Annotated in this window: 18 protein-coding genes; 13 read left to right on the plus strand and 5 right to left on the minus strand. The window is 61.1% G+C overall.

The window, feature by feature from the left end; translation table 11 throughout:
• On the minus strand, nucleotides 1-1,025 hold a 1,025-nt coding region (locus K8U03_24490), incomplete at its 3' end, for a DUF1501 domain-containing protein (protein ID MCE9608057.1).
• A 241-nt stretch (nucleotides 1,026-1,266) separates the two neighbouring features.
• Between K8U03_24490 and K8U03_24495 the strand changes: the two genes are divergently transcribed.
• From K8U03_24495 to K8U03_24550, 12 genes are all read left to right on the plus strand, one after another.
• Nucleotides 1,267-3,729 carry a hypothetical protein gene (locus K8U03_24495; GenBank protein MCE9608058.1) on the plus strand — a complete coding sequence of 821 codons (2,463 nt, stop codon included), beginning with the start codon at nucleotides 1,267-1,269 and terminating at the stop codon, nucleotides 3,727-3,729.
• Nucleotides 3,730-3,751: 22 nt separating this feature from the next.
• Nucleotides 3,752-6,193 carry a DUF1549 and DUF1553 domain-containing protein gene (locus K8U03_24500; GenBank protein ID MCE9608059.1) on the plus strand — a complete coding sequence of 814 codons (2,442 nt, stop codon included), beginning with the start codon at nucleotides 3,752-3,754 and terminating at the stop codon, nucleotides 6,191-6,193.
• 60 nt (nucleotides 6,194-6,253) lie between these two features.
• The gene (locus tag K8U03_24505) at nucleotides 6,254-9,241 is read left to right on the plus strand and encodes a hypothetical protein (protein MCE9608060.1); all 2,988 of its coding nucleotides are present in this window, start codon (nucleotides 6,254-6,256) and stop codon (nucleotides 9,239-9,241) included.
• 181 nt (nucleotides 9,242-9,422) lie between these two features.
• On the plus strand, nucleotides 9,423-10,250 hold the full coding sequence (locus K8U03_24510; GenBank protein ID MCE9608061.1) for an ROK family protein: 828 nt from the start codon (nucleotides 9,423-9,425) through the stop codon (nucleotides 10,248-10,250).
• A gap of 127 nt (nucleotides 10,251-10,377) precedes the next feature.
• Entirely contained in the window at nucleotides 10,378-11,328 is a 951-nt protein-coding gene (locus K8U03_24515; GenBank protein MCE9608062.1) for a hypothetical protein, read from the plus strand.
• Between the two features lie 117 nt (nucleotides 11,329-11,445).
• The gene (locus tag K8U03_24520) at nucleotides 11,446-12,009 is read left to right on the plus strand and encodes a hypothetical protein (protein ID MCE9608063.1); all 564 of its coding nucleotides are present in this window, start codon (nucleotides 11,446-11,448) and stop codon (nucleotides 12,007-12,009) included.
• Nucleotides 12,010-12,143: 134 nt separating this feature from the next.
• Entirely contained in the window at nucleotides 12,144-13,685 is a 1,542-nt protein-coding gene (locus K8U03_24525; GenBank protein ID MCE9608064.1) for a putative Ig domain-containing protein, read from the plus strand.
• 188 nt (nucleotides 13,686-13,873) lie between these two features.
• Nucleotides 13,874-15,370, plus strand: a complete 1,497-nt coding sequence (locus K8U03_24530) for an ATP-binding protein (protein ID MCE9608065.1) — start codon at nucleotides 13,874-13,876, stop codon at nucleotides 15,368-15,370.
• A gap of 288 nt (nucleotides 15,371-15,658) precedes the next feature.
• Entirely contained in the window at nucleotides 15,659-16,528 is an 870-nt protein-coding gene (locus K8U03_24535) for a hypothetical protein (GenBank protein MCE9608066.1), read from the plus strand.
• A 1,126-nt stretch (nucleotides 16,529-17,654) separates the two neighbouring features.
• Nucleotides 17,655-18,428 (plus strand): hypothetical protein, encoded by a 774-nt coding sequence (locus tag K8U03_24540; protein ID MCE9608067.1) that lies wholly within the window; start codon nucleotides 17,655-17,657, stop codon nucleotides 18,426-18,428.
• Nucleotides 18,425-19,435: a hypothetical protein gene (locus tag K8U03_24545; protein ID MCE9608068.1), complete on the plus strand. Its 1,011-nt coding sequence runs from the start codon at nucleotides 18,425-18,427 to the stop codon at nucleotides 19,433-19,435. The genes K8U03_24540 and K8U03_24545 overlap by 4 nt, the downstream gene beginning before the upstream one ends.
• Nucleotides 19,436-19,527: 92 nt before the next feature.
• Entirely contained in the window at nucleotides 19,528-20,475 is a 948-nt protein-coding gene (locus K8U03_24550) for a sugar phosphate isomerase/epimerase (protein MCE9608069.1), read from the plus strand.
• Nucleotides 20,476-20,662: 187 nt separating this feature from the next.
• Here the strand turns inward: K8U03_24550 and K8U03_24555 are convergent, their stop codons facing one another.
• Nucleotides 20,663-22,039: a sigma-54 dependent transcriptional regulator gene (locus tag K8U03_24555; protein ID MCE9608070.1), complete on the minus strand. Its 1,377-nt coding sequence runs from the start codon at nucleotides 22,037-22,039 to the stop codon at nucleotides 20,663-20,665.
• 471 nt (nucleotides 22,040-22,510) lie between these two features.
• Here K8U03_24555 and K8U03_24560 point away from each other — a divergent pair, with 471 nt between their 5' ends.
• A complete protein-coding gene (locus tag K8U03_24560) occupies nucleotides 22,511-23,143 on the plus strand; it encodes a response regulator transcription factor (protein MCE9608071.1) in 633 nt (210 codons plus the stop codon).
• 140 nt (nucleotides 23,144-23,283) lie between these two features.
• On the opposite strand, the gene xerC is transcribed toward K8U03_24560, so the two are convergent.
• The 3 genes from xerC to K8U03_24575 form a co-directional block, all read right to left on the minus strand.
• Nucleotides 23,284-24,180, minus strand: coding sequence for a tyrosine recombinase XerC (gene xerC, locus K8U03_24565; protein MCE9608072.1), 897 nt, complete (start codon nucleotides 24,178-24,180; stop codon nucleotides 23,284-23,286).
• Nucleotides 24,181-24,306: 126 nt separating this feature from the next.
• Nucleotides 24,307-24,555 carry a hypothetical protein gene (locus K8U03_24570; protein ID MCE9608073.1) on the minus strand — a complete coding sequence of 83 codons (249 nt, stop codon included), beginning with the start codon at nucleotides 24,553-24,555 and terminating at the stop codon, nucleotides 24,307-24,309.
• Nucleotides 24,556-24,669: 114 nt separating this feature from the next.
• Entirely contained in the window at nucleotides 24,670-25,662 is a 993-nt protein-coding gene (locus K8U03_24575) for a hypothetical protein (GenBank protein ID MCE9608074.1), read from the minus strand.
• Nucleotides 25,663-25,857 lie beyond the last annotated feature (195 nt).

The raw sequence follows: 25,857 nt of genomic DNA on the forward strand, positions 1-25,857 counted from the left end.
AAGTTGTTCCAGTGCGTGTCCCAAGCGAAGCCGTTGCGGCCTTGCGTCCGCTGCCAATTGCATTGCACCAAACGCGTGCCGGCTTGCAGCAAGCGACGGCCCAACAGCACCGATTGACCGAACAAGTTCCGGCCGTAACGCTCGCGGTCGGCCTTGTCGACGGTCGACAAATCGACCGCCTTGCGCACCGCTTCCGATGCCACGACGTCGACGGCCTTCTGCCGGCTTTGGTCGAGCGTCTGGGCGATCGCTTCGGAATGCAGATACTTCGTTTGCGCGTTCAATTGGTCGACGAGCTTGAGCCGGCGCTGGATCGTCGCTTCCGGCACGTTCGGCGCGAGGGGCAGATGCTCCAAGCGGAAGTCGTCGTCGTTCGGATTGCCGCCCGTAAGCATCGGGTCGTACTTCGGCCCGAGCATGCCGGCGAACTGTCCGGCGCGGCGACCGCCGGCGACGTCCATCCGGTGCGGGACCGTAATGAACGGGAACATCGGGCCTTCGCCCGGCGCGATCTTCGACATGCACGAACCCATGTGCGGCATGTCTTGCCGGTTCATGTTGTTCACGTCGGGGACGCTGCCGGGATAGGGATAGCCGGTGAACATCCAATAGCTGCCGCGACCGTGGTCGTTGTGCAGGTGGTTCATCGAGCGAACCAGCGACATCTTGTGCATCAACTGCGAAGTGAGCGGCAGGTGCTCGCCGAAACGAATTCCGGGGAGCGACGTGGCGATCGTGCCGAACTCGCCGCGGATTTCCGCAGGGGTCTCCGGCTTCGGATCCCACATGTCGTGCTGCGGCGGTCCGCCCGACAGATAGAGAATAATGCAGTTCTTCGCCTTGCCGAAACTGGCCGACTTTTCCCCGACGGCCGGTTTGGCTTTCGAGCCGTTGGCCGCCGCAGCGACTTGCCCGAGCAACGTCGAAAGGGAAAGGCCGGTCATCCCTAAACCACCGATCCGAAGCATTTCACGACGCGAAAGCACGTCGGCGGCATCCGAACCGGGCGCGAGGAGGCGTAGCATGGCAGGTTCCTGCGGGGGGAAACGTCGGAAGGCGGGAGCGAACGGCGGACGGATAAGCACCGTGCCGGCATTCGCAACCTTAAGCGTAATCTTTGCGAAGGCATTCGGCAATGCAGATGCATCGGTAGTTTTCGACTATACTACTAGGCCGCAACAAGAGAAAATGGAGCCTTGTCGGTCCCCGCCTGATTTCCCGCCCCTGCCACCGTCCCGATCCCTCCCCAAACACGCCGGTTCGGCCATGATCCGTCCTAGGCTTTCGCCTTCCGTCGCCGTTGCGCTATGTTTGGCGCTGCCGGCTGCTTTCGGCTCCGATGCTTGTCGCGCGGAGGCTGCCGTAGAGAAAGTGCTTGGCGGCCAAGCGTTCGTCGGAGCCCTCTCGCCGGCTTCGGTCGTGCGCGGTGCGACGACCCGCGTTACCCTTGCCGGAACCGATCTGGAGCAAGCGTTCGACCTCTGGACGTCGACGCCGAAAGGGAAGATTCAAGCGAAGCAGGTCTCGCCGCCCGGCGCGGCCGCGCCGATCTTCGACGTAACCGTCGCCTCCGATTGCCCGCTCGGGCTCTTCGGCGTTCGCGCCGCGACGATCGACGGCCTCTCGAACGGCGCGATCCTCTTAGTCGACGATCTCAAGCCGCAACCGGTTGCCCCGCCGGACGCCAACGGATCGCCGCTGCACATCACGCTCCCGACCGCGCTCGCCGGTACGTTTCGTCGAACCGGCGTCGATCGTTTTCAGTTCGATGCTTCGACCAACGAAGAGCTCAGCTTCGAGTGCGTGGCGAGTCGCTTCGGGAAAGACGCCGACCCGCTGATTCGCATCCTCGACGCGCGCGGACATCTCGTCGTCGAATACGACAACGATCCCGGCCTGTTTTTCGACTTTCGCTTCGCGCACAAATTCAAAGCGGCCGGCACCTACACGATCGAACTTGCCGATGCGCGCTATCACGGTCATCCGGAGTGGAACTACATTCTCCGCATCGGCCGCTTCCCCGCGGCGCGCGTGGCCGTTCCTTCGGCCGTGAAGCTGGAGACTGCCGCGGAGTTTAAGTTTCCCGAACTGCCGGGCCTCGTCTCCCGTGCCACGGCCGCAGGCCGCGTCGCTACGGAAAGCTTCTACCACGAAGTCCGTCGACCGGGCGACAACGCCGGCGCATGGATCGCGGCGCAAGCCGTCGACTCGGATGTGGCCGCGGAAGCGGAACCGAACGACACGCTCGAACAAGCGACGAAAGTCGCGAAGGTGCCGGTCGCGGTGTGCGGTGTGCTCGGCGTTGCCAACGACGTCGACTACTTCGAGTTCGACCTGAAGAAAGGGGACCGCCTCGCCATCAAAGCCGAGACGATGGGGCTCGACTCCGCAGCCGATGTCGAGCTCGCGATGTTCGATGCCGACGGCAAAGAGATGCAGCGCATCGACGACGTGCTGCTCGAAGAAGCGTCGTTCCTCACGTCGGCCGGCAAGGACGGCAAATACCGGCTCTTGGTACACGACGTGACGCGCGGCGGCGGCTCCGGTTTCACGTATCGCGTCGATGTACGTCCCGTCAAACCGCAAATCGAGCTCACCGCCGAGATCGCCGAACTCACGATTCCGCAGGGCGAAACGCAGTCGATGCCGCTGCTGATTACGCGTTCTTCTTATCCGGGCCCGATTCGGCTCGCGCTCGTCGGCGCTCCGGCCGGCGTAAGCATCGAGCCGACCGTGATCGAAGAAGGGAAGCTCTCGATTTGGGCGCGTGTCCGTGCCGCCGCTTCCACGCCGCTCGGCTTGAGCACGATCCAGATCGTAGCGACCGGCGAGCTCGAAGGGGCATCGTTCTCGGCGATCGCGCGCGTCCGCCCGCTGATCGATCGGCAACTGTTGAACGTCGACCTGATCAAATACGCGTTGCGCGCGAATCAGCGCCGGTTGCCTCCCTCGATGAGCGATCGGATTCCGCTCCAGATCACGCCGCCGTCGCCGTTCACGATGGAGCTGCCCGAGACTTCGATCACGCTGGTCCGATTCCTCTCGGCCGACCTTCCGATCACGACGACGCGCCGCCCCGAGTTCCAAGCGCCGATCCATTTCAAAGCGGTCGGCGGACATATCGGCGAAGAGTCGGAAATTCGTCGACAGGTTTATACCCGCTTCGTTCCGGCGACGGCCGCGAAGCCCGCGACGCAGGGAACCTTCTATTCCCGCAATTTGCCGAACGAGCAGAAAGACCGCATCGATCTCTCTGCGATCGGCGAGTTCAACGGCCGGCGCGTACAACTGATTCGCACGTTCGATCTGGAATTGAAAGCGGCATTCGACGTGACGCCCGAATCTCCCACCGTGTCGTTGCTGCCGGGCGAGTCGGCGAAAGTGAAGCTCCTTGCCAATCGCTTGCCGCCGTTCACGGGGCCGATCACGGTCGAAGTGCTCGACACCTTCGGCCTCGACTTCCCGACCACGTTTACGATCCCCGAAGGGAAGCCGAGCATCGAAGTCGATCTGAAAGTCGCCGCCGACTATGTGCCGCGTAAAGTTCGCATCCGTCTGCCGGGCCAAGCGCTCGTCGGCAAGTTCGTCGAAGACGGACGCCCGAAGGATGTGGAAATCGACGTGAAGAAGCCGGAACCGCCGAAGAAGCCCGAAGCGAAGCCGGCTGAGAAACCGGATGCAAAGAAGCCGGATATAAAACCGGAAGCGAAGCCCGCGGTGAAGAAGTAGCTCTAGCGATAGGATCGGTCTTATGAAGTTCTTAGGAACGTTGCTCGCGATCGTTGCCGTTTGCGCAAGCGAAAGTCCTGCGCGCGCCGCCGAGTTCACCGCGATCGAAGCGTTTCCGCCGGCGGTCAAGCTCAGCGGCTCGCGGGCTCGTCAGCAAGTCGTCGTCGTCGGCAAGTTCGCAACCGGCGAAACGGCCGATCTCACCGCCACGGCGCGCTACGAATCGAAATCGGCGGCGATCGCCGCGGTCGACTCGCAAGGGCTCATCGTGCCGCGCTCGGCCGGCACCACGCAGATCACGATCAAGAACGGCACGCAAGAAACACATGTCGACGTCACGGTCGAGGGGCTCGACGTTCCCGATCCTGTCGACTTCCGCCTCGAAGCGATCGCCGCGCTGAGCCGCGCGGGCTGTAGCCAAGGAGCTTGCCACGGTTCGCCGCAAGGCAAAGGGGGCTTCCGCATGAGCCTTCGCGGCTACGATCCGGACGTCGATATTCTTACGCTGGTGCGCGAAGCCGGCGGCCGACGAATCGACCGGATGATGCCCGACGACAGCCTGATCCTCAAGAAGGGCTCGGCGCAGATCGCGCACGTCGGCGGAGTTCGCTTCCGCAAAGAAGACGCGGCCTATCAAACATTGCGACAATGGGTCGCCGACGGCGCACCCGATGCCGGTGTCGTGCGCAAGCTCGTGAAGCTCGAAGTCGTGCCAGGCGCGCGGCGGCTGCATACCGACCATCCGCGCCAACAACTCGTCGCGCTCGCCCACTTCGACGACGGCTCGATTCGCGACGTCACGCCGCTCGCGGTCTTCACGTCGAACCCGAACTCGGCGTTCGAGGTCGGCGGCGAGGGCTTAGTGAAGTTCAGCGGCACGGCCGAAGCGGTCGTGCTGGTGCGCTATCTCGAAAAGGTCAGCAGCGTTCGCCTGACGTACGTGAAGATCGATTCGCAATATGTTTATCGCGGCCCGAAGCCGGCGAACTTCGTCGATGAATTCGTCTCGGCGAAACAGAAGCTGCTGCAATTGCAGCCGGCTGCCGAAGTCGAAGATGCCGCATTCATGCGCCGCGTACATCTCGACCTCATCGGCACCTTGCCGACGGCCGAAGAGGCCCGCGAGTTTCTCGATTCCAAAGCCGCGGACAAACGAGCCCAGCTGATCGATCGCCTGCTCGAGCGCGATGAATACGCGCAGTTCTGGGCGCTCAAATGGGCCGACGTCATGCGCGGCAGCCGCGAAACGATCTCCGAGCGCGGCGTGCATAGTTTCCATCGCTACTTGGTTCGTCGCTTCGCCGACGATCGTTCGTTCGCCGATACCGCGCGCGAGATCGTTACGGGAACGGGGAACACCCTCTATCGGCCCGAGGCCAACTTCTATCGCATCGCGCAAACGCCCGAGGATGCCGCCGAGAGCATGGCGCAATTGTTCCTCGGCGTGCGGATGCAATGCGCTCGCTGCCACAATCATCCGTTCGAAGCGATCACGCAGACCGACTACTACGGCCTAGCCGCTTACTTCGCTCGCGTGAAGAACAAGGGGAAGCAGTTCATGCTGGACGATGCGGTCGTCTATCTGGCCCGCAATGGCGAAGTGCAGCACCCGCTCACGAAGAAGAACATCGACCCGATCGCATTCGGCACGTCCGCCGGCCCGACCACTCCGGACGACGACCGCCGCACGCACTTGGCCGCGTGGCTCACCGAGCCGAGCAATCGCTTCTTCGCCGCTTCGACGGTCAACCGCGTATGGTTTCATCTGCTCGGCACCGGACTCGTCGAGCCTGTCGACGATTTCCGCGACTCGAACCCCGCCTCGCACCCGGAGTTGCTGCAAGCCTTGGCCGACGAGTTCGCCAAGAGCGGCTATCGCTTCAAGCCGGTGATTCGGGCCATTCTCAACTCGCGCGCTTATCAGCTGAGCGCTCAGTCGGACGTGAAGCAGTCTCCGAACGCCGCGCAAGGCGACCGCTACTTCACCAAGGCGAAGATCCGCATGCTCACGGCCGAACAAGTCGTCGACGGCATCAGCACCGCGACCGGCTTGCCCGAGATGTATACCGGCTATCCGAAAGGAACGAAGGCGATCGAACTCGCCGAAGGGGCCGCCGATCATCACTTCCTGGCCGCGTTCTCGAAACCGATTCGCGACGTGCAGTGCGATTGCGCACGCGAAGAAGAGCCGTCGCTGAACCAAGTGATTCACTTGCTGAACAACTCGAGCTTGCTGACGAAGATCGGCTCGGCGCAAAGCCATCTCGGTCGATGGCTTGCCGCAGGTCTGACGACCGACGAAGTCGTCGAACGAATCTATCTCGCTACGCTCAGCCGGAAGCCCTCGGCCGGCGAGCGCGAACTCGCGTCGAAACACATCGCCACAGTCGGCGACAAGAACGCGGCGCTGCAAGACCTGCAACATGCGCTATTGAACTCCGACGAATTCCTGCTGCGACACTAAGCTCCGCTTCGCATCGTTTGCGTTCGCCATTCCTTGCACGCCTTCGCCGAGGAACGCTGTATGTGCGCGCCGATCAGTTCCACGTTGGGCCGCTTCGCGTTGAATCATGCGTGTCGAACGTTCCTCGTTGCGGCAGTAACGACGACCGTATCGCTCGGGCTCATCGGCAGCCGCTCGACTCCGGCGGCGGAGAAGTGGCAATCACACGCCCCTGCGCGTCCGCTTCCGCAACCGTTCGCTCGCCTGCTTGCGGAAGGTCCGGCGTACTACGTCGACGGTGCGAGCGGAGACGATGCCGCAGCCGGCTCGAAAGAGCGGCCGTGGCGCACGATCGCCTGCGGAGTCGCGAAGCTTCGGCCCGGCGACACGCTCGTCGTCCGCGGCGGAACCTATCATGAGCACATTCGAGCCACGCTCCAAGGAACGAAGGAAAAGCCGATCACGATCCGCAGCGCGCCGGACGAGTTGGCCGTGATCGACGGCGGGATGAAGGAGTTTCTTTACGAGCATGCGACCGCTTGGGAGCCGTGCCCGGCGAGCGCGGGAGGAGTTGAGGGAGAGTATCGCTCGACGAAGTCGTATGCAGGCTTGGAGCAACTCGAAGGGGATCTGCACGTCAGCCTGCTCGCCAACTTCGCCGACTCAATGACGCCGCTGCACGGCTATTGGAATCGGGGCGACTTGCAGAGCGACAACCCGTACTTCAACTTGAACGAAGACGCGGACGCTACTCAACCAGCCGCGAAACCGAAGAGCGCTCCGGCCGCCGTGATGCCCGACAAGGGATTCCCTAAGGACGCACTTCCGCCGGCGAAAGCGAAGCAGGTGCCCGGCAAAACCGATAAGGAGAAGCACGTCTATTGCGGGCCGGGCATTTGGTACGACGCGGCGACCGGCCGCATCCATTGCCGCCTCGCGCACACGAAGCTCTCCGGCCTCGGCGACGACAACTACCGCGGCGAAACCGACCCACGCAAGACGCCGCTCATCATCGCGCCGTGGTCGAGCGGCTCGACGATGAAACTCTCACGCTCTCGGCATGTGCTGCTGCAGGACCTCGTCATGCGCGGCGCGCGGCAACCGGTCTTGTGGCTCGACGGCGGCAACGATCTCAGCATAGACGGCCTCCATCTCTACGGCGGGCAATCGCCGATCAAGGTCGAGGGGGTCGAGATCTTTCACATGTCGCATTGCGCCTGTCGCGGGCTTGCCGCTCCGTGGACCTTTCGGGGAAGCCTTAAGTATCGCTCGATCGAGTCGCGGCTGTTTACCACCGGCGGCTGGTCTCCGAGCGGCGCCGACGGCCGTAGCTTCGACATCAGCTACTCCGAATTCACCGACTCCGTCGACGGCGTTTTTATCGGCAACGTAAATGAAGTCTTTTTGCAACATAACTTGTTCGAGAACATCAGCGACGACGGCGTCTTTCTGACCGCCACGACCGGCTACGACGGCAAGACGCCCGGCGGGCCGCATTTCATCTTGCGGAATCGTTTCGCGCGAATTCTCACTACTTTCGCCTTCGGCGTCGGCCACGGGCGACAGAAGATCATCCAAGACGCCGTGCCTCCGGAGAAATGGGGCAATAAGCAACTCGGCGTGGGGGCCATGATTCATGAAAACATTTTCGACTTCCGTCGGCCGGTGCATTACTACTGGCCGACCGGACCCGACGCTCCGCAAGAGATCACTTCGCTCGGACGTTTCGCAGGCGACCACGGTTCTCCCGGCTGGGAGAAGATGGACATCTTCAACAACACGATCATCGCCGGCGATCCGCCGCGCTACGAATACGGCACCGATGGTTTCAGCAAAGGGATGGCCTCGCGCACGAAGCGGCGCGTCGTCCACAACTTGATCTATCAACTGAACGGCATGCCGGGCCAAACGCTCCCCTCGGGCACTCCGACGTTCGAGTGCCGCTACAATCTCTTTTGGAGTGCTGACGAGGGAGCGCTGTATACGACAAAGGATTGGTGCGAAAAGTTTCGCAACTCTCCGGAGCAACCGAAGCATCCACATTGGACGACGGGAGATTTATTCGTCGATCCGATGTTCGAGAGCATCACGGCCGATTGGCGCACGCCGGTCGATCTTCGACTTAAGAAGGGAAGTCCGGCGATCAATGCGGGACTCTCGCCGAAAGATAAGTCGTCGATCGACGTGGTATCTACTTACACGGGTATGCGCGATGTCGCGCCGCTCAGTTCCAGCCGCATCGACATGGGGGCGCTGCAATACGGCCAAAAAGTCCAGGCCGTAGGATGCCGCGGACGGATCGATATTTGCGGCAACAAGATCGAGCGAGCGACGGAGTTTCCGCTTCCCGAAGAGCAAAACATTCGCATCGGTTTCGGACCGGCTCAGAGCGAGATCGATCCGACGATCGCCAAGCCGGCCGCGATCGTGACGGGCTACCCGGCGTTCGATGCTCCGCTTGCCGCGTATGCGTTGCGCCGCTACGGCTTACAGGTCGAGGAATTCGAAAAGGCTTGGCTTGATCCGCGCGAGTATCATAAGTATTCGGTCGTGGTCGTCGACGGGAGCTTCGTTCGGGCCGGATTGAAGACGACGCAATATGCCGACGACGAGTTGCCGATCGTGCGACAATTTCTCGATGACGGCGGCACGCTTTGGCTCTGCCGCGAGCGAACCGATCTGTTCGCTTCCGACGCGGGCCGTAAGCTGCTCGAAGAGTTGATCGGGCCGCAACTGCGCGACAACTCGAAAGACTTTTCCGTTCGACTGCCGAAGCATCCGTGGGTCGAGCATCTGGCGGAGCCGAGCGTCGACCTCGGTTTCGTCGCTGCCGGTGGAACCGCGCCGGGCTGGAGCAAGGGAAGCGCAATCATCGGCACGTCGTCGAATCGTGCGCTGCTCGGCCGTGTTCCGGTCGGCAAGGGGCGGATGATCTATCTCGGTTGGAGCCCTGCCGCGGCATTGCCGAGCGGGCGCGTTCCTTCGACCGTGGCGGATGAAGCTCGCTTCGAAGCGCAGATGAAAGTTATGATGAACATCGCGGCCGAGATCGTCGAGCCGGCGAAGTAGCGCTCTCTCGATTCTTGAGTTCGACATCTTCCGGCGGGCCCAACGGCCGGTTCACACCGGCCGCTCGCCTCGGAGGTTCTTTGCGCTCTCCGGCGTAATTCCATTCACCTCCGATTTTCGGCGCAAGCTTTGCTTCTCTCTTGGTGCGCATCGCTACGAGCCCCCTCTTGGAGCCAGCATCATGGACATTCTCGTTCTCGACGTCGGCGGCACGAACGTTAAAGTCTGGTCGTCGGGCGAAGCCGATAAGGAAAAGTTTCCTTCCGGCAAGGAAATGACTCCGGCCAAGATGGTCGAGGAGTTTAAGAAGCTCAACAAAGATCGAAAGTATGATCGGATTTCGATCGGATATCCCGGCAACGTGCTTCATGGTCGACCTACGCTCGACCCCTATAACCTCGGGCCCGGCTGGGTCGAGTTCGAATACCATGAAGCGTTCGGCTGCCCCGTTCGCATTATGAACGATGCCTGTATGCAGGCGCTCGGGAGCTACGAAGGAGGCCGGATGTTTTATCTCGGCCTAGGGACGGGAGTCGGCTCGGCGTTCATTATCGACGGCAAGGTGGTGCCGCTCGCGGTCGGCGACTTGAAGTTTCATCGAGGCGAGACGTTCGACCACTACCTCAGCCGCAAGGGGCTCGAGCGCTACGGCGTGAAAGGTTGGCGGAATGCGGTAGTCGACGCGGCGGCGCAATTGAAAAACGTGTTCTTCGCCGACTACGTCGTGCTCGGCGGGGGCAACTCGAAGAAGATGGAAGAGCTTCCGCCCGACTGCCGCCGCGGCGGGAACCACAACGCCTACTTCGGCGGCCTGAGAATGTGGGAAGACGTAGCGCTGCAAGAGGGAGTGCTCGCGCCGAAGATGGAGAACCCCGTGCCCGACCCGAAGCACGAAGAAAAGCAAAAGGCCGCGGCCGATGCTGCGGCGACGGAACCCGGCAACGACCCATTTGCCGCCGACCGACCGCAAGCGCTAAGCATCCCGACGATCCCGCGATTGCTGGCCTAGCGGAACACCGACGTCAATCGCCGCTGCGAAAGGCGAGAGCGACATCCGGCGAACGGGCGGCTATAATCGGGCCTGAGTCGTTTTCGCCTCGGATCGCCCTAGTCTTTTTCCGCCGTGCTGCGTCGCCATGGGTATTCGCTTTCTTTGCCCGACGTGCGGCAAACGGGTCAACGTCAAAGAACAGCAAGCGGGGCTGCGCGGGTTCTGTCCGAAGTGCGGCGCGGGAATCGATGTGCCGCTCGAAAGCACATTGCCTTCTCGCGGCGCCGCGGCCGGCGCATCGGAGCCTGGGCGTGCCGGATCGGGCAACGAAGGGGAAGCCTCTCAATGGGCGATGCGGCACAGCCCAGAGACATCGAGAGCGGCGGCTTCCGGAATGACAGCTTCCGGAACAGCGACTCCCGAAACGGCGACGATCGACCCGCTGTATGAGTTGCCGACGGCGCTGTGGTATGCGCTTCCTCCCGGTGCTCCGAAACCCTATGGCCCGATCGATGGCCTGGGGCTGGCGCAATGGTTCTACGAAGGGCGGCTGTCGGTCGACTCGATGGTCTGGCGGCAAGATTGGCCGGAATGGCGAGAGGTCGCCGCGGTTTGGCCGAATTGGTCGCCGACGGGTTCCGAGCCCGCCGGGGAGCCGGTGATCGAACCACCGGCCGATGGTTCGTCATACCCGCTGAAGGCCGTGAAGGCGGAATCCGTGGTCGCTAGGCCGCCGGTAATTACGAGTCGGGGAACGGGTTCGGCAGCGCGAGGTTTGGCGACACCGGTCGCGCCCACGCTCGGAGCGCCGTCTAAACCGGCCGCCAAACAGCCCGCCAAGCCGACCGCTCAGCCGACCGCCGTAGCTTCCGCCCCGGCATCTGCGCCCCTTAGTTCCGCAGCCCCTGGCGCCGGAGTATACTACCGCCGTCCGTCGAACCGTGCGTACGTGACGACGGTCGTGGTTTTGGTGTTGTTGGTGCTGGCGCTCGGCGGAGTGATGATCTGGGTATTGCTGCGAACTCCACCTCCTGCGCCTCCGAAGAAGGGCGCGGCAGCTCCCACCACGACCCCGCGGGCAGTCACGGGCCGCTGACTCGTAGATCGCAGCATTGAACAACCGCATTGAACAACCGTATTGAAAAGTTGAGTTTTCCGCCGCTAACTATCCGCTCTTTTTCACACCGCTTTGTTTCACCTCACGGAGTTTCTTATGTCGACTTCGCTTGCTCGTCGTTCGGTTTGGATGATCGCTTGTCTGCTTGCGCTCGGCTGCTTCGGCAATCGGGCCGACGCCGCGGAAGGCACCGCGTTCGATATCGGCTCGAAATACACGTTGACCGCTCCGGCCGATTGGTTGAAGAAAGAGCCGCGCTCGCGAATCGTGGAATATGAATTCGAGATCCCGAAGGTCGAGGGAGATGAATTTCCTGGGCGCGTCACGGTGATGGGTGCCGGCGGCGGCGTCGAAGCCAACGTCGAACGTTGGAAGGGACAATTCAAGCCTACCGAAGGGGACGAAGTGAAGGCGGAGACGAAGAAGAGCAAGGTCGCCGAGCAAGATGTCTACGTGGTCGACATCAAGGGAACGTACATCGACAAGCCGGCCCCGATGGCTCCGACGCCGGGCATCGATCGCCCGAAGTACCGCATGATCGGCGCGATCATCGCGACCGACGGCGGCCAATACTTCGTAAAGGCCTACGGCCCTGAAAAGACGATGGAAAAAGCCCTGCCCGGCTTTCAAAAGATGGTCGAAGGGCTGAAAGCGAAATAGTTTGGCGTTTCGCAAAAGCATGCATATATTGCCGACCGTCGTACGAACTCCGGTTCATGCGACGGTCGGCTTTTTTGTTTCCTAAGCGGACCACAGTCGTTCAACAGTCATCCGGTAAGTAAAGGCGCGAAGCGATGAACCTACGAGCTCTGATGTTTTGCGGCTTCGCGATCGCGGCGAGTTCCATCGCCGAGGCTCAGCGGCCGGCTCCGAAAAAGCCGAGCGCTACGGCTCGCAATGTCGCCGCGGAACCGGCGCGCTATACGCTGGAGCTCGTCTCGCCGCGTGAAGCGGGAACATCGCCGTCGCCCGAAGATCAATCGCCGCCGATTCCCGCCGGCCACCGGATCTTCAAAGCCTATCCGGAGCTCGCCTACGAAATTCGCGCGGTCGTGATCGGCGGCTCCTACCCTTTTCACTATGCCCTGACGAACGCTCCCTCGGGAATGACGATCGAAGCGCAAACCGGTGAGATCCGTTGGCCGAAACCGAAGGGGGATCGGGCCACGCCGACGATTACCGTAACGGATGCCGAAGGGACAAGCCGCACCTCGACCTGGACCATCAACGTCGCAGCCGACGGGTTCCGCTTCGTCGATGCCGTGCGCGGCGACGACTCGAACCCAGGCACGCTCGACGCTCCTTGGAAGTCGCTCGCCAAGATCAAGGCGAGCGAAGCCGTCGGGGCTGCGGTCTACTTTCGCACCGGAACCTATAAGACGACCGGCATGCAAGCCGGCGGCGGCGACACTTGGGTGCGCGTCGAATACAACGGCCGCTACCATCCGGTCCAATGGCTCGCCTATCCGGGCGAGAAGCCGGTCATCGACAACGACTATTCGCCGACCGGCGACCAAGGACGCTTCATTCGGCTCACCGGCTCGAGCGAGAGCCCGGTGTATCTCGACGGACTTGAAATCACGAACTCACGGCACATCGGCCTGCAATACGGTTCCGGATCTTGCGACTTCGCCGTGTTTCGCCGACTTGCGATTCGCGACATCGCCGAAGGAATCGAAGGCGCCAATTCGGCCGGCATTATGACCCTGACCAGCCAAGGGGATCCCTCTTGGTATGCGGCCTATCAAGACAACGATTTCCATCACAACGCTCCCGGCGGCATCAAACAATACTCGCAGAAGAAGCTGCTCTGGGAGAATTGCCGCTTCCGCGATTCGGGCATCGGGCCGGATCTAAAATCGGACGTCGTGAGGTTCGAGGTCCGTGGCTGCACGTTCCAGAACAACCGCCAAGATTTGGCCGGACTGTTCGGCAACATGCATCCCGCGCGCGGCGGAGAAATCACCGGCGAGATTCGTTTCAATCGGATGCTCTGCGGTGGTTCGCCGACGATGATCGCGCTCGAGGTCAACCAAGACGGCTTGGCGAACACGATCCATATCTATCGTAACACGCTCTTAGGAGTAGTGAACGTGCGGAACACCGACTCCGCGGACGGGCCGTTTCATTTCAGCCGCAACGTGATCGTCAACGTCGGCTCGGGTGCCGATCGTGTCCGCTTCGAAGCAGTGAGCGACCCGAGTCGAATCGTGTTCTCGGAGAACCTTGCCGGCGGGCCCGGCGATGGGATCGTCGACGCGGAAGGAGATCTGATCGGCACTTACCGATCGTTCGTCGGAAAGCGCGGGCACCAGTTGCCGAAAGCTCGCGATTGACGAATAGCCGATTGACGAGCGGCAGATTCCCCAACGGAGCAGATTCCCGAACGGAAAGCCGCGGGGGCTTTACCAAACTCGCCGAACTGCCTACAAAGCCATGTGTCGGGCGAGCGAGTTGCTCTGAAGCCCGGGCACGCCGCCGATGATCGTTCCGATTGAGATTTTCCAACCCGGCAGATGGCACGATGAAGCTTCAACAGTTTCTTGAGCACCACGGTATCGGAAAGAATCCTTTCGCCGAGGAAGATGCTCAGACCGATCCGGTGTTCAAGGAACACTGCATCTCCAGCACGCATCATCCGAGTTGGGACAAAATCTACGGCGATCCCGGCGAGCCGGCGACTTCCGTCGTGTTCGGCGAAAAGGGATCGGGCAAGACCGCGCTGCGGCTCCAGATCGCCCGGCATCTGGCCGAACACAACCGGCGCAACCCGCTACGCCGGGTCTTCGTCATTCAATACGACGACTTCAACCCGTTCCTCGATCGCTTTCGCGACGGTCTTTGGGGGAACAAAGCACCGGAGCAGGTCCTGCAGCAGTGGATGCTCTGGGACCACATGGACGCCATTCTCGCGCTCGGCGTGACGAAGTTGATCGATCGAATCGTGCAAACGCCCGGCACGAACGGCGCAGCCGAAGAGGGGGACGATGTCAAAATCGATCTCGGCCGGCTCTCGCGACATCAAGCGCGCGACTTGCTGCTGCTGGCCGCCTGCTACGACCAATCGTCGGCCGAACCATATCGGGTTCGCTGGCATCGGCTGCGGCGCGCATTGAAATTCCGCACTTGGAAGTCGTGGCAGCCGCTCGCCATCGGCGTCGGCGTGACGACGTTGGTGTTCGGCCTGATGGTCGGCCTCGGGAAAACGGCGGACTGGCTGTCGAGTATTTGGCCGTATATTTTTGCCGCCGTCGGGTGGATACCGTGGCTGCTTCGTTTTTCCAAGCGGATGTGGACTGCGCGCGGAATTTCGCGGAATTTACGGGTTCTGAAGCGCGATCCCGGGCTGTTACGCAAGGTTTTGATGCACCTGACGAACGACGAGTTGCTCGGCCAGCCGTTGCCGAACAAGCAGCGTACCGACGATCGGTTCGAGATGTTGCACAAGTTTCAGAACTTTCTGCAATCGATCGGCTACCACGGCATCGTCGTTCTGGTCGATCGGCTCGACGAGCCGCACTTGGTCAACGGCTCGCCCGATAAGATGCGGGCTTTGCTGTGGCCGATGCTCGACAATAAGTTCCTTAAGCATCCCGGCATCGGCTTCAAACTGTTGCTGCCGATCGAAATGTCGTACTTCGTCGAACGGGAAGACCGCGATTTCTACCAACGCTCGCGACTCGACAAGCAAAACGTAGTGCCGTCGCTCGAATGGACCGGCGAGGCGCTCTACGACGTCGCCAACGCGCGGATGCGGGCCTGCGCAGTCAACGGCCGGACGCCGTCGTTGAAGGATCTCTTCGATGAATCGCTCGGCGACCGCCGGTTGATCGACGGCATCCGAACGTTGCGCGTGCCGCGGCATCTCTTTAAGTTTCTCTATCGCGCCATCTCCGCGCATTGTAACTCGCATACCGACGAGAACCCGGTATGGCGCGTCTCGGCCTCGGAGTTCGAGGCGACGCTAGCAGTCTACCGCCGCGAGCAAGACGCCTTCGATCGCGGCGCGGGAGCAGGGTGAGAGAAAAGGGATCAGGGGTCGGAGGTCAGGGGTCAGTAAGATGAAGATGTCTTGTTAGATCTCTGTCTCTGATCCCTGACCTCCGACCCCTGACCCCTTCTTCCTTTCCATCTTGACCCATTCGGCGCTTCCTGGCACACTTCCGCCCCGTCGACCTCGAGCGCAATCGCGCATGGTGGACTGGTTCGGCATGCGAAAAGTCGCGTGCAGAGCGTGTTTTTGGCGTAATTCAAGGATGAATGGCCGGCAACGATGCCGCGTCCCGCACCTGCCGTAGGAGACGGACCCATGCGACGGATCATGATGACTGGCGTGTTGAGCTCGTGCTTGGCCGCCCTGACCGGCTGTAGTAAATCGGAAGAACAAGCGGCTGCCCCGGCCGCGCAACCTGCCGTCGTGCAGGCCTCGCCGCAAACAGTCGTCGGGGAATTCCTCGAGGCCGTTCGGATCGGCAACGACAAAGTGGCGGAGTCGAAGCTGACCGACCTCGCTCGCGAAAAGACTCGCAAGATGGATCTCATGGTCGCACCGCCGGGAAGTCCGACGGCGAAGTTCGAGGTCGGCGGCGTGGAAGTCGTCGAACAAGGGCAGTTGGCCTATGTCGAAAGTCGCTGGACCGACGTCGGTGCCGACGGCAAGCCGGAAGTGAACGAGTTCGTCTGGGCGATGCGGATGGATAACGGCAACTGGCGAATCGGCGGCGTTGCGACGCAGCCCTACCCGAACATGCCGTTCCTTCAACTCGACTTCGAGAACCCGGAAGAGATGTTGAAGCAAACCCAACTGGCCGAGCAGGAATATCAACGTCAGCTCAAGCTCAGCACACCGACCGGCGACGGCACAGTAGCGGGTGCAGCCCAAGCGCCGGGTACGACGACGCAGGGTACGACGGCGGTCGGCGGTGCCGCACCGGTCTCGGCGAACACCGGCGTACAAGCTTCATTCAACCAAAACGGAACGCCGGCCGGACTGAACTCGAACGGCGCAATCCAGCCGGCCGGAGGTTTGCCGGCATCGCCGGCACAAAATAATTCTTCCGTTGGCCACGGGACGACCGCCGAAGCGGCTCAGCCGGGCACCTTCAACGCGAGCGGCAATTCCTCGAACTTGCCGCTCCAAGCTCAGCAACCTGCGCCGGGAAATGCCGTTCCGCGATAGCGAAACAATCGTTCTAAGCATCAGAACGGTAATAAGTTACAGAATCGACCAAAAGAGAAGGCCCACGAGTAATCGTGGGCCTTTTTTTGCGCGCGTCTGCCACCCAAGCCAACTATAATGTGCTAGAACTACTGCGTCATTTATCTCATTGCCCCCAGAGTGTGCGAACCACGCATTGGTTCCAAACGACTTTTTGATTCTTGACAACAGAACCCTCAATGCTACCTTATCCATCCTAGCCTATGCACTCACGTGCAGAATGTGCAATCGGTAAAGGCTTACATCAGGGCGCCTAGAAACTTTGATTGTGCGAGAGTTAGACGATTACGCTCCCGAATGTTTTGCCGTCGCAAAGCGGGATGCGGGAAGAAGACGGCAAACGCGTGAGTCCCTGAATGGTACGTACCAGTTTTCTTGTTGGAGGATTTTTGATGAATCGTGCTCTAGTTTTTGGCATCGCGATTTTCTTCGCGGTGGTCGGCATCGCCCTCGTGGGCGGTGAGAAGAATGTGGCCGTCGCCGGTCACGGTTGCCATGGTTGCAGCGGTTGCGACGGTGGTTGCGATGGTGGTGATTGTGGCGGTTGCGATTGCAGCTGCCGCGGTGGCTTGTTCAGCCGTTTGAAGAGCCGTTGCTGTGGCACCCCGTGCTGCGGTCCGGCCCCAGCTCCGGCCCCGACCTGCTGCGACGAACCTTGCTGCGGTCGCAAAGGCTTGTTCCACCGCTTGAAGAACCGCTGCTGCGGTGCTGCTCCGACCTGCTGCGCTGCTCCGGCTTGTGCTGCTCCGGTTGCCCCGAGCTGCGCCGGCGCCGCTCCGGTTGCCCCAGCTGCTCCGGTTGCTCCGGCTCCGGCCGTTGTTCCAGCCAAGTAGTTTTTAATGTGAAATACTGAGCTTCGCCGAGCCCTGTACGGCGAAATTCAAGTAGTTCCCGCAAAAAGGCCGGGCCTCTTTATGAGGCCCGGCCTTTTCTTTTTTACCTAACCCACACGATGCGTTCGCCGACACGCCGGGCCGGCTCGATCTTTCCCTTCGCATCGCCGGCCGGTCGTAATTAAGGTGGTAAACTTACCGGTCCCACGGCAACCGACTGGGTGCCGGCACCTTTGCTGGAATCAGACTCTCGCATGGCCTCCCCGCAACCCCCCGACGCCGAATCGCCGCCGCTCCCTTCGACCGGCTTTCGCAACGTCGTGAGCTATCTCATCTTCATCCACTTCTTCTTTTTGCTCGTCAGCATTAAGTCGAAGACCGTCTCGTCGGGCCTCGAGCAAGATCTGCGCGAACGCGCACCAGGCCTCACCCCCTACGTGCAGCTGCTCGGGATGGATCTTTCCTATATGTTCCATCTCACGTATTACGATCCCACGTTGTCGGAGCCGGCGAACTTCCGCCCCTCCGATACCGACTTTTTCGTCGAAGCCGATATTCCTCAGCCTTCGGGCGAGGTCAAGAAGGTCCGCTGGCCGTCGCTCGATGTTCGCCCCAGCTCCCGCTATCACCGTTTCGAACGCTTGGTACACACGGCCGCGGTCGAAGGCGAGGTCGACAACGAAACCCCCGCGAGCTTGATCGCGCAAGGCATCGCTCGGCGGTTGATGGCGGAAAACCAATGCCGCTCGTTGACCCTCCACTTCCGCCGCCGGATTCTGCAAAACCTCATGCTTCCCGAAGGGTCGCTGGAGTTGGCGGCCGAAAAAGCGCGCGGCCTCGACGATCCAGCGAACTTCCCCGCCGCTTATGAAGCCAATGCGTATTTGACCTCGGATAATAAGGTCGAAGTCGCCGCCTTGAAGGCGGCCTCGAATACCGCCGCGCCGCGCCGCCCGGCAGCCTCGGGGAGTTCGAGCACGGGCAACACGAACGCCGGCCAAGCGATCCCGGGAGCGGTGAAGCCATGAATGCCGTCTTTCAATACTTCAACGACGCCTGCAAACGCTTCGGCGACGGCTGGAATCGTTTTTGGTTCACGCCGATCGATCCGCTTCCGCTCGCGGTGCTGCGGATCGGCGTCGGTGCGATCGCGTTTTATCTGATCGCTCTGTTCAGCTTCGATCTGATCCAGTTCTTCGGTCCCGGGGGCATCCTGCCGACCGAGGCGATCAAGGCGATCTATCCGGCGGCTTGGCGGTTTTCGTATCTCGATTCCGCCGGCCCTCCCGACGTCGCGACCTTGCAAGCCCTGCACTATCTGGGGCTCGCGATTTTAGCGGCTTATACCGTCGGCCTGTGGACGCGCTTCACCTCGATCTTATCGCTGATCGTCTTTCTGGCGTACTTCCATCGCGCGCCGATGCTGACCTCGGTCGGTGAGCCGGTCATCGCGATGTTGATGTTTTATCTTTGCTTCGGCCCCGCCGGGGCGAGACTATCCGTCGATGCCCTGCTTCGCCGCCGGCGACAAGCTAAAACGCCGGCCCAACCGGTCGCGAGCCGCTCGGCGCTCGGCGAACGAAGCTTCGCGGCGGGGATCGTCGTCCGTTTGATTCAGACGCATCTGGCTTTGATCTACTTCTTGATGTTCTGCGCCACGATGCAAGACAACATCATCTGGTGGAACGGCACGGCCGTTTGGTGGCTCATCGCCCGTCCCGAGTCGGCGTTGCTCGATCTGCGTTGGCTCAGCAACTACCCGTATGTCATCAATCTCTGGACAACGACGATCGTCACGTTCTATCTGCTCTTCGCCGTGCTGATCTGGAACCGGACGGCCCGCCCGCTGCTCGTCGTGCTGAGCGCCCCCTTCTGGCTCGGCATCGCTCTCATTTCGGGCGTCGTTCCGTTTTGCTGGGCGATGTTCGTCGGGGGCTTGGCATTCGTCAGTGCCGAACAATGGCTGAGCCTCTGCGGCTGCTCTGCCTCCGCCGCGCGCTCGGCAAGTGGGCCCGCACCTGCGAAAGGTGCTTGAGCGGCGATTCTTCGCGGTCCATAATGTCGACCTTGCGCGGGCTTACGAAGAGCCCGCGACCCGGCCCGACGACCTAGCGCGGAGAAACGACGATGACGATGCCCACCCGGCGCGACTTCCTCTCGAAGTCGGGCCTCGCAGCCGCGGCGTTCGCAACTTGCTCCGCTCCGACGTTCCCTTCCGAAACGCTGTTCGCTGCGGAAGCGGCCGCTTCGCCGTCGACATCCGGCGCGCTCCCGCCGGCGCGCTATAAGTTCAGCCTCGCGGCCTATAGCTATCGCGGCTTGTTGCAAGGCGCGAAAGCGGCGATGACGCTCGAAGACTTCGTCACCGATTGCGCACGGGCCGGCTTCGATGGCGCGGAACTGACCTCCTACTACTTCCCGAAAGACGCGACTCCCGAATATCTCCGCTCGATCAAAGCCCATTGCTTCAAACTCGGGATCGACATCACCGGCACGGCTGTCGGCAACGACTTCACACATCCCAAAGGGGAGAAGCGCGACGAGCAGATCGCGATGGTCAAGCGCTGGGTCGATAACGCCGAGATCCTCGGCGCGCCGCAGATTCGCATCTTCGCAGGCAGCGTGAAGCCGGGCCAAACCGAAGCCGAGGCCCATGCGCTGGTCGTCGAGGGGGTGAAGGAATGCTGCGAGTATGCCGGGAAGCACGGCATCTTCCTCGCCTTGGAAAACCACGGCGGGCTGACGGCCACGCCCGATGGCCTACTGAAACTCATGGAAGACGCCAAGAACCCTTGGCTCGGCATCAACTTCGACAGCGGCAACTTCCACACGGCCGACCCGTATGCCGACTTGGAGAAGATCGCGCCGTATGCGATCAACGCCCAGGTGAAAGTCGTGATCTCGCGCGGCGACAAGAAAACCGCGAAGAAGGAAGAGTCGGACTTCTCACGCCTGGCGAAGATGCTGCGCGAAGCCAAGTATCGCGGCTACATCGTGCTGGAATACGAAGAGCCGGGCGACCCGCGCACGGAGTGCCCGAAGTTTCTCGAACAACTTCGCTCGACGTTCGCCTAAGTAGCAGGCACGTTCCACGTGCCGTAGCCACAAGCGTTCGTCGATGCACACCGCCGGATCGAGCCGCACTCATGGCGAGCAGTTGGTGAAATGGCCTGATGGCAAGCTCGCCCAATTCTTGGATGCGTTCCTGCTTGTCGCTGCTGCGGCGCGTGTGGCGGACGGCACGTGGAACGTGCCTGCTACGTTACCGCCGGGCGACCACTTCCAGGCCGAGCTTCTTCATCTTCTTGTAGAGCGTCGTTCGGTTGATGCCCAAGGCATCGGCCGTGGCGTTGCGGTTCCAGTTGTTCTCTTCGAGCGTGCGCATGATGATCTGCCGCTCGGGCGAGGCCATCGCGTCTTTCAGAGAATGGGCTGCGGCGAGCGCATCGCTATCGACATGCCCCGGTGCGAGGACGTTCTTCGGCAGGTCTTCGACCCGTACCCGATCGCTTTTGCCAAGCAACACGGCGCGTTCGATGATGTTCTGCAACTCGCGTACGTTGCCCGGCCAGCGGTAGCTTTGCAAGGCCGACATCGCGTCGTCGGTGAAGCCGGAGACTTTCTTGCCGGAATCGTTACACACGCGTTGCAGGAAGTGCCCGGCGAGCATCGGAATATCCGAGAGTCGTTCGCGTAGCGGCGGCAACTCGATGTTGATCACGTTCACGCGGTAGTACAGATCTTGGCGAAACTTCCCGGCGGCCACGAGTTGCTCGAGCCGCTCGTTCGTCGCCAGGATGACGCGCGAATCGACTTTGAACGTCTTCGATCCGCCGACTTGCTCGAACTCGAACTCTTGCAACACCCGCAACAGCTTGACCTGCAAACCGGGCGTTGCCGTACCGATTTCGTCGAGAAATATAGTGCCGCCGTCGGCTTGCTTGAACTTGCCGATTTTATCGACCGTCGCCCCGGTAAACGATCCGGCGACGTGCCCGAACAATTCGCTTTCCAGCAACGTCTCGGGCAACGCTCCGCACGCCACTTCCACGAACGCCTTATCGCGGCGCGAGCTACGGCGGTGCATCGCCCGGGCCAGCAACGACTTACCGGTGCCGCTTTCGCCCGTGATCAATATCGTGGCTTTCGTGTCGGCGATGCTTTCGACGACATCGAAAATCTTCCGCATCTGCGGATCGCGGCCGACGATGTTCTCGAGCCCGAACCGGAGGTCGAGTTGCTGCTTGAGCGTTTGGTTTTCTTCGAGCACGTGGCGCTGGTTCAAAGCCCGTTCGAGCGAGAGTTGCAATTCTTCGTCGAGGAGCGGCTTCGTCAGCAGATCGAAAGCTCCAGCGCGTATCGCTTCCACGGCGGTTTCGACCGTGCCGTAGCCCGTCAGCAAAATCACGCTCGTATCGGGGCGATGCTTACGGCACCAAGCGAGAATCTCGAAGCCGTCGCCGTCGCCGAGTTGGATATCGCAGAGGACGATCTCGAACGTCTTCTTTTCCAAGATCGCATGAACGGCCTTGCAAGACCCTGCGGTTTCGACGGCATATCCCTGTTCGCGAAGCCAACCGGCCATCGAATCGAGAATATGTTTATCGTCGTCGACCAAGAGCAAGGAGGCGCGTTTCATGGATATCGTCTTATGTGAGCGTTCGGTGAGCGCGAGCTTAACTCGCCGATGTCGCGGAATGTCGACATCACTTGTCGCTCAATATCTACGTCATCTCCGAAAAACGTCAAAAAGCCGCAGACTGAATTCATCTCCAGGTGCGGAAACCACGGTTGCGGAATCGCTAAGATCGACACGATCGGATATGTCATTAAAACTATGTCAAGTTTAATCCTTTCACGGTTGCCGATTTCGCCGGCCGGTACTAACCTTTATTTTGAGAACAAAGGGGTTAGTCGACGCGTATAACAGTCGGTGGCCGTTTCCGGCACCGATGCGCCTGTCGGCGAGTACGTCTGCGAGCGTAGCAACTTTGAGATTTTTGCGGACGTTTTCCGCAAAACACGCAATGGGAGGTAGAGCATCCGGTTCGCAGACGTTTCTTCGCAGGGAAGAACGCCCAACCCGGTGCAACGACTAGAGGAGTTCTTAATGGCAATCCGAATGTTGGTGGCCGACGATCACGAAGTTATCCGTTCGGGCATGGCAAGCATGCTGGAAGGGACCGATATCGAGATCGTGGGTGAAGCAGGAAGCGGCGAAGAAACGGTCACGAAGGCCCGAGAATTGAAGCCGGATGTCATTTCGCTCGACATTCGCATGGAAAACGGCGACGGCCTCACCGCCCTCGAACAGATCCGTGAAGCGATGCCGGACTCGAAGGTGATGATCCTCTCGACGTTCGACAACCCGACCTACGTCGCTCGCGCGCATGCATTGGGCGCGAAAGAGTATGTGCTCAAGGGCTCCTCGCGCGACCAACTGGTCGAGGCGATCCGCGCCGTCGCGGCCGGAAAAGATTCGCCGAAGCAAGGGCACATGTCGCGCATCGCCGGACAAATGGCGACGCGCAACAAGCAGCCCGACAGCGAGATTCCGCTTACGCAACGCGAGACGCAAGTTCTGCGTCACTTGGCGCTCGGCTTGAGCAACAAGGAAATCGCGCAATCGCTGGAGATCAGCATTGAGACCGTGAAGGAACACGTGCAGCACTTGCTGCGCAAGATGGGGGTCAACGATCGGACCCAAGCGGCCGTCTGGGCCGTTCGCAAAGGCTTGGTCTAAGCCACGCCGATAACACAACTCGTCCGCTCTCGCAGCCGACGACTCCCGAACAGAGACTTCTTACACCGGCGATCGGAATCATCCGCTCGCCGGTGTCGTCGTTTCTAGAGGCGCTCGTTTAGGGCTCTTGATAACGGGGCTTAACGGGCCCGAGGATGAGCCCGCTCGTAAGCCGCCTTGAGATTCGCAGTGCTCACATGGGTGTAGATCTGCGTCGTGATCAGGCTCTTGTGGCCGAGCAGTTCTTGAACGCTCCGGATATCGGCGCCCCGATCGAGCAGATGCGTGGCGAAGCTATGCCGCAACGTGTGGGGAGAAGTGCGCCGATCGAGATCCGCAATCTTGAGATACTTCTCCAACATCCGCGCGGCGCTGCGTACCGTAATCCGTCCGCCGAAACGATTCAGAAACGTTTCGGCTTCTCGCCCCTTCTTATCCGGCCACTTCGCGAGCCGCGACTGTAGATAAATGCCGACCGCTTCCGCCGCGAACGAACCGAGTGGAGCGAAGCGTTCCTTTTTCCCTTTACCGCGCACGCGAATCAGCCCAGCCGGCAGATCGATGTCGCCGTCGTTCAGGCCGACAAGTTCGCTGACGCGCAAGCCCGCGGAGTAGAGAGTCTCGAGCATCGCGCGGTCGCGCTTCGATTGCCAATCTTTCCCTTTCGGAGCGTTTAGCAACCGATCGAGCTCGTCGGACGACAAGAAGTGCGGCAGCGTCCGGCTCTTCCGCGGATTGCGCAGCGGCTTCGCCGGGTTCGACTCGGCCCAGCCATCGCGCCGCCCGAAGCGAAAGAAACTCCGGAGCGAAGCTAAGCGCCTGGCGATCGTCGTCTTGGCGAGCCCCGCTTCGTGCAAGCGGGAGACATAGCCCCGCAAATGCAAGGTCGTCATGTCGCCGGGGTCGGGGCAACCGCCGTTCTCGGCAAGATCGAGCTCGAGCGCGCGAAGGTCTTCGCGATAGCTCTTCACCGTATGGTCGGAAGCGTTGCGCTCGACTTGCAAGTAGGTGAGAAAGCGGTCGACCTGCTTTTGCATACGTTCTCGCACCTCGCGACCGGCAACTCTCGTAGCACGCGCTGCCGGTCGTCGATCCAAGGAGGCCGCACCTGCCTGCCTTGATTCTATCGCGACGCGCCGTTGCCGGCATCGTCGTCGCCGGCATTATGCGAGATCGTCGCTCGAGTCCGTGATGATCGGCACGTCTTTGAAACGATGCGTCCCTTGCGAATGCTTCGTCTTGGCCGGTTCTTGCCGCACCTTTTGGCTAAGCACGGCGGCGTCGTACCAGGTGAAACTCAATTCCGGATTCGATGCGAAACGCCCGAGCGTTCGCAACACTTCGGCTTTGTGCGCGTCGTCGAAGAGGAATACATACCGCTCTTCACCCTTAACCAAAGCTAACACGTTAATGTCTTGCGACACGAGCGGGGTTCCTCCGTGATCAAATAGAGCCGACGGCGATAGGCAAACGTTACGAGGCAAGCGGTATCGGATCGGCGTGACCATCTACATCCTTCCGATGGTTTATCGGCCGGTCGGCCAGCGCCACACTACTCGCGTTTGGCCTGCACCGCCGCGAGCGGTCAACATCTCTGCGATGTGCATGTGACAACAGAAACGAATGAAATCATCGCTACGTTGCAGATAAGACTGCCAACCGCCAAATCTTGCGTCATCGCGAAAATACACATACGATTGCAGCGCCGTCGTTACTTGCGCATCAGTGCCGTTATAGAGCCGCACGTGCTTCAACACCGGCAGGTTCGTCTCGCGCAGCGGCGGCCGACAACTGCTCGGCGTCGGCGGCGAGAAGCCGCGCGGATCGGGCCAGTCCGGCGGCAATGCCGTCGCTGGGTTGCCGGCGGCATCGACTTCCTGCCCCGCCGCGATCGACTCACCCACGGCGGGCTGTTGCGAGATCTTTTTAGCTGCCGTGTTTTGCGTGATTTCTTCGTGCGCGATCAAGCGGACGTCGCTTCGGCCGCGGCGCGATTGTTGTTCTCGCGGCTGTCCCGAATCCGGCTGCTCCGCATCGCGTGGGTCGGCCGGCGGCTGGGCTTCCGGAGGCGGCAGCAGCTCGGGCACTTCATACGGCGGCGTTTGTGTTTTCAGTTGTTCGATGGCTAGCGAGCGCTCGGCCTCGAAGATCAACGCATCGGGAATTTCTTCCTCACCGGTCGTCCCCCAAGGGAGCCCGTAGCCGGCTGGAATCGGATGGAAGCCCGGGTTCGCCGCATACCATTCGATGCTCAAGCCGACGCGCGGTGGATAGTACGGCGAGAAGTCGGTGATGGCACCGATAACGACGGCATCGACCTCGAGCAATTGCGCAAGCTTGCGGGCCGCTTCCGCTCCGCTTTTGCCCGTGAAATGAACTTGATATTGCTGGATCTTCGCCTCGACGACGCCGACCGGCAGCACTTCGAAGCCGGGCACGGTTTGCAATTCGGCTGCGTAGGCGACCGCGAACTGACGGCCGTCGGCCGTGCGCTCCGGGCTCAAATTGAAGAACGGCATGACCGCGATCTTCGTGAGCTGCGGAAACGGGTTGAACACGGTCGGCTGGCGCGAAATCTCGGGCAGGGCACCGCACCCGCCGAGAATCAGCAAGCAAACCGCGATCAATAAGTTTCGCCAACTCAATGCAAGCATGCGCAATCCGCCGCGATGTGAATCGTTACGGACTGCTTTATCGTCAGAACCGGCAAGGTT

It is taken from the genome of Planctomycetia bacterium (genome assembly GCA_021413845.1).
GTDB lineage: Bacteria > Planctomycetota > Planctomycetia > Pirellulales > PNKZ01 > PNKZ01.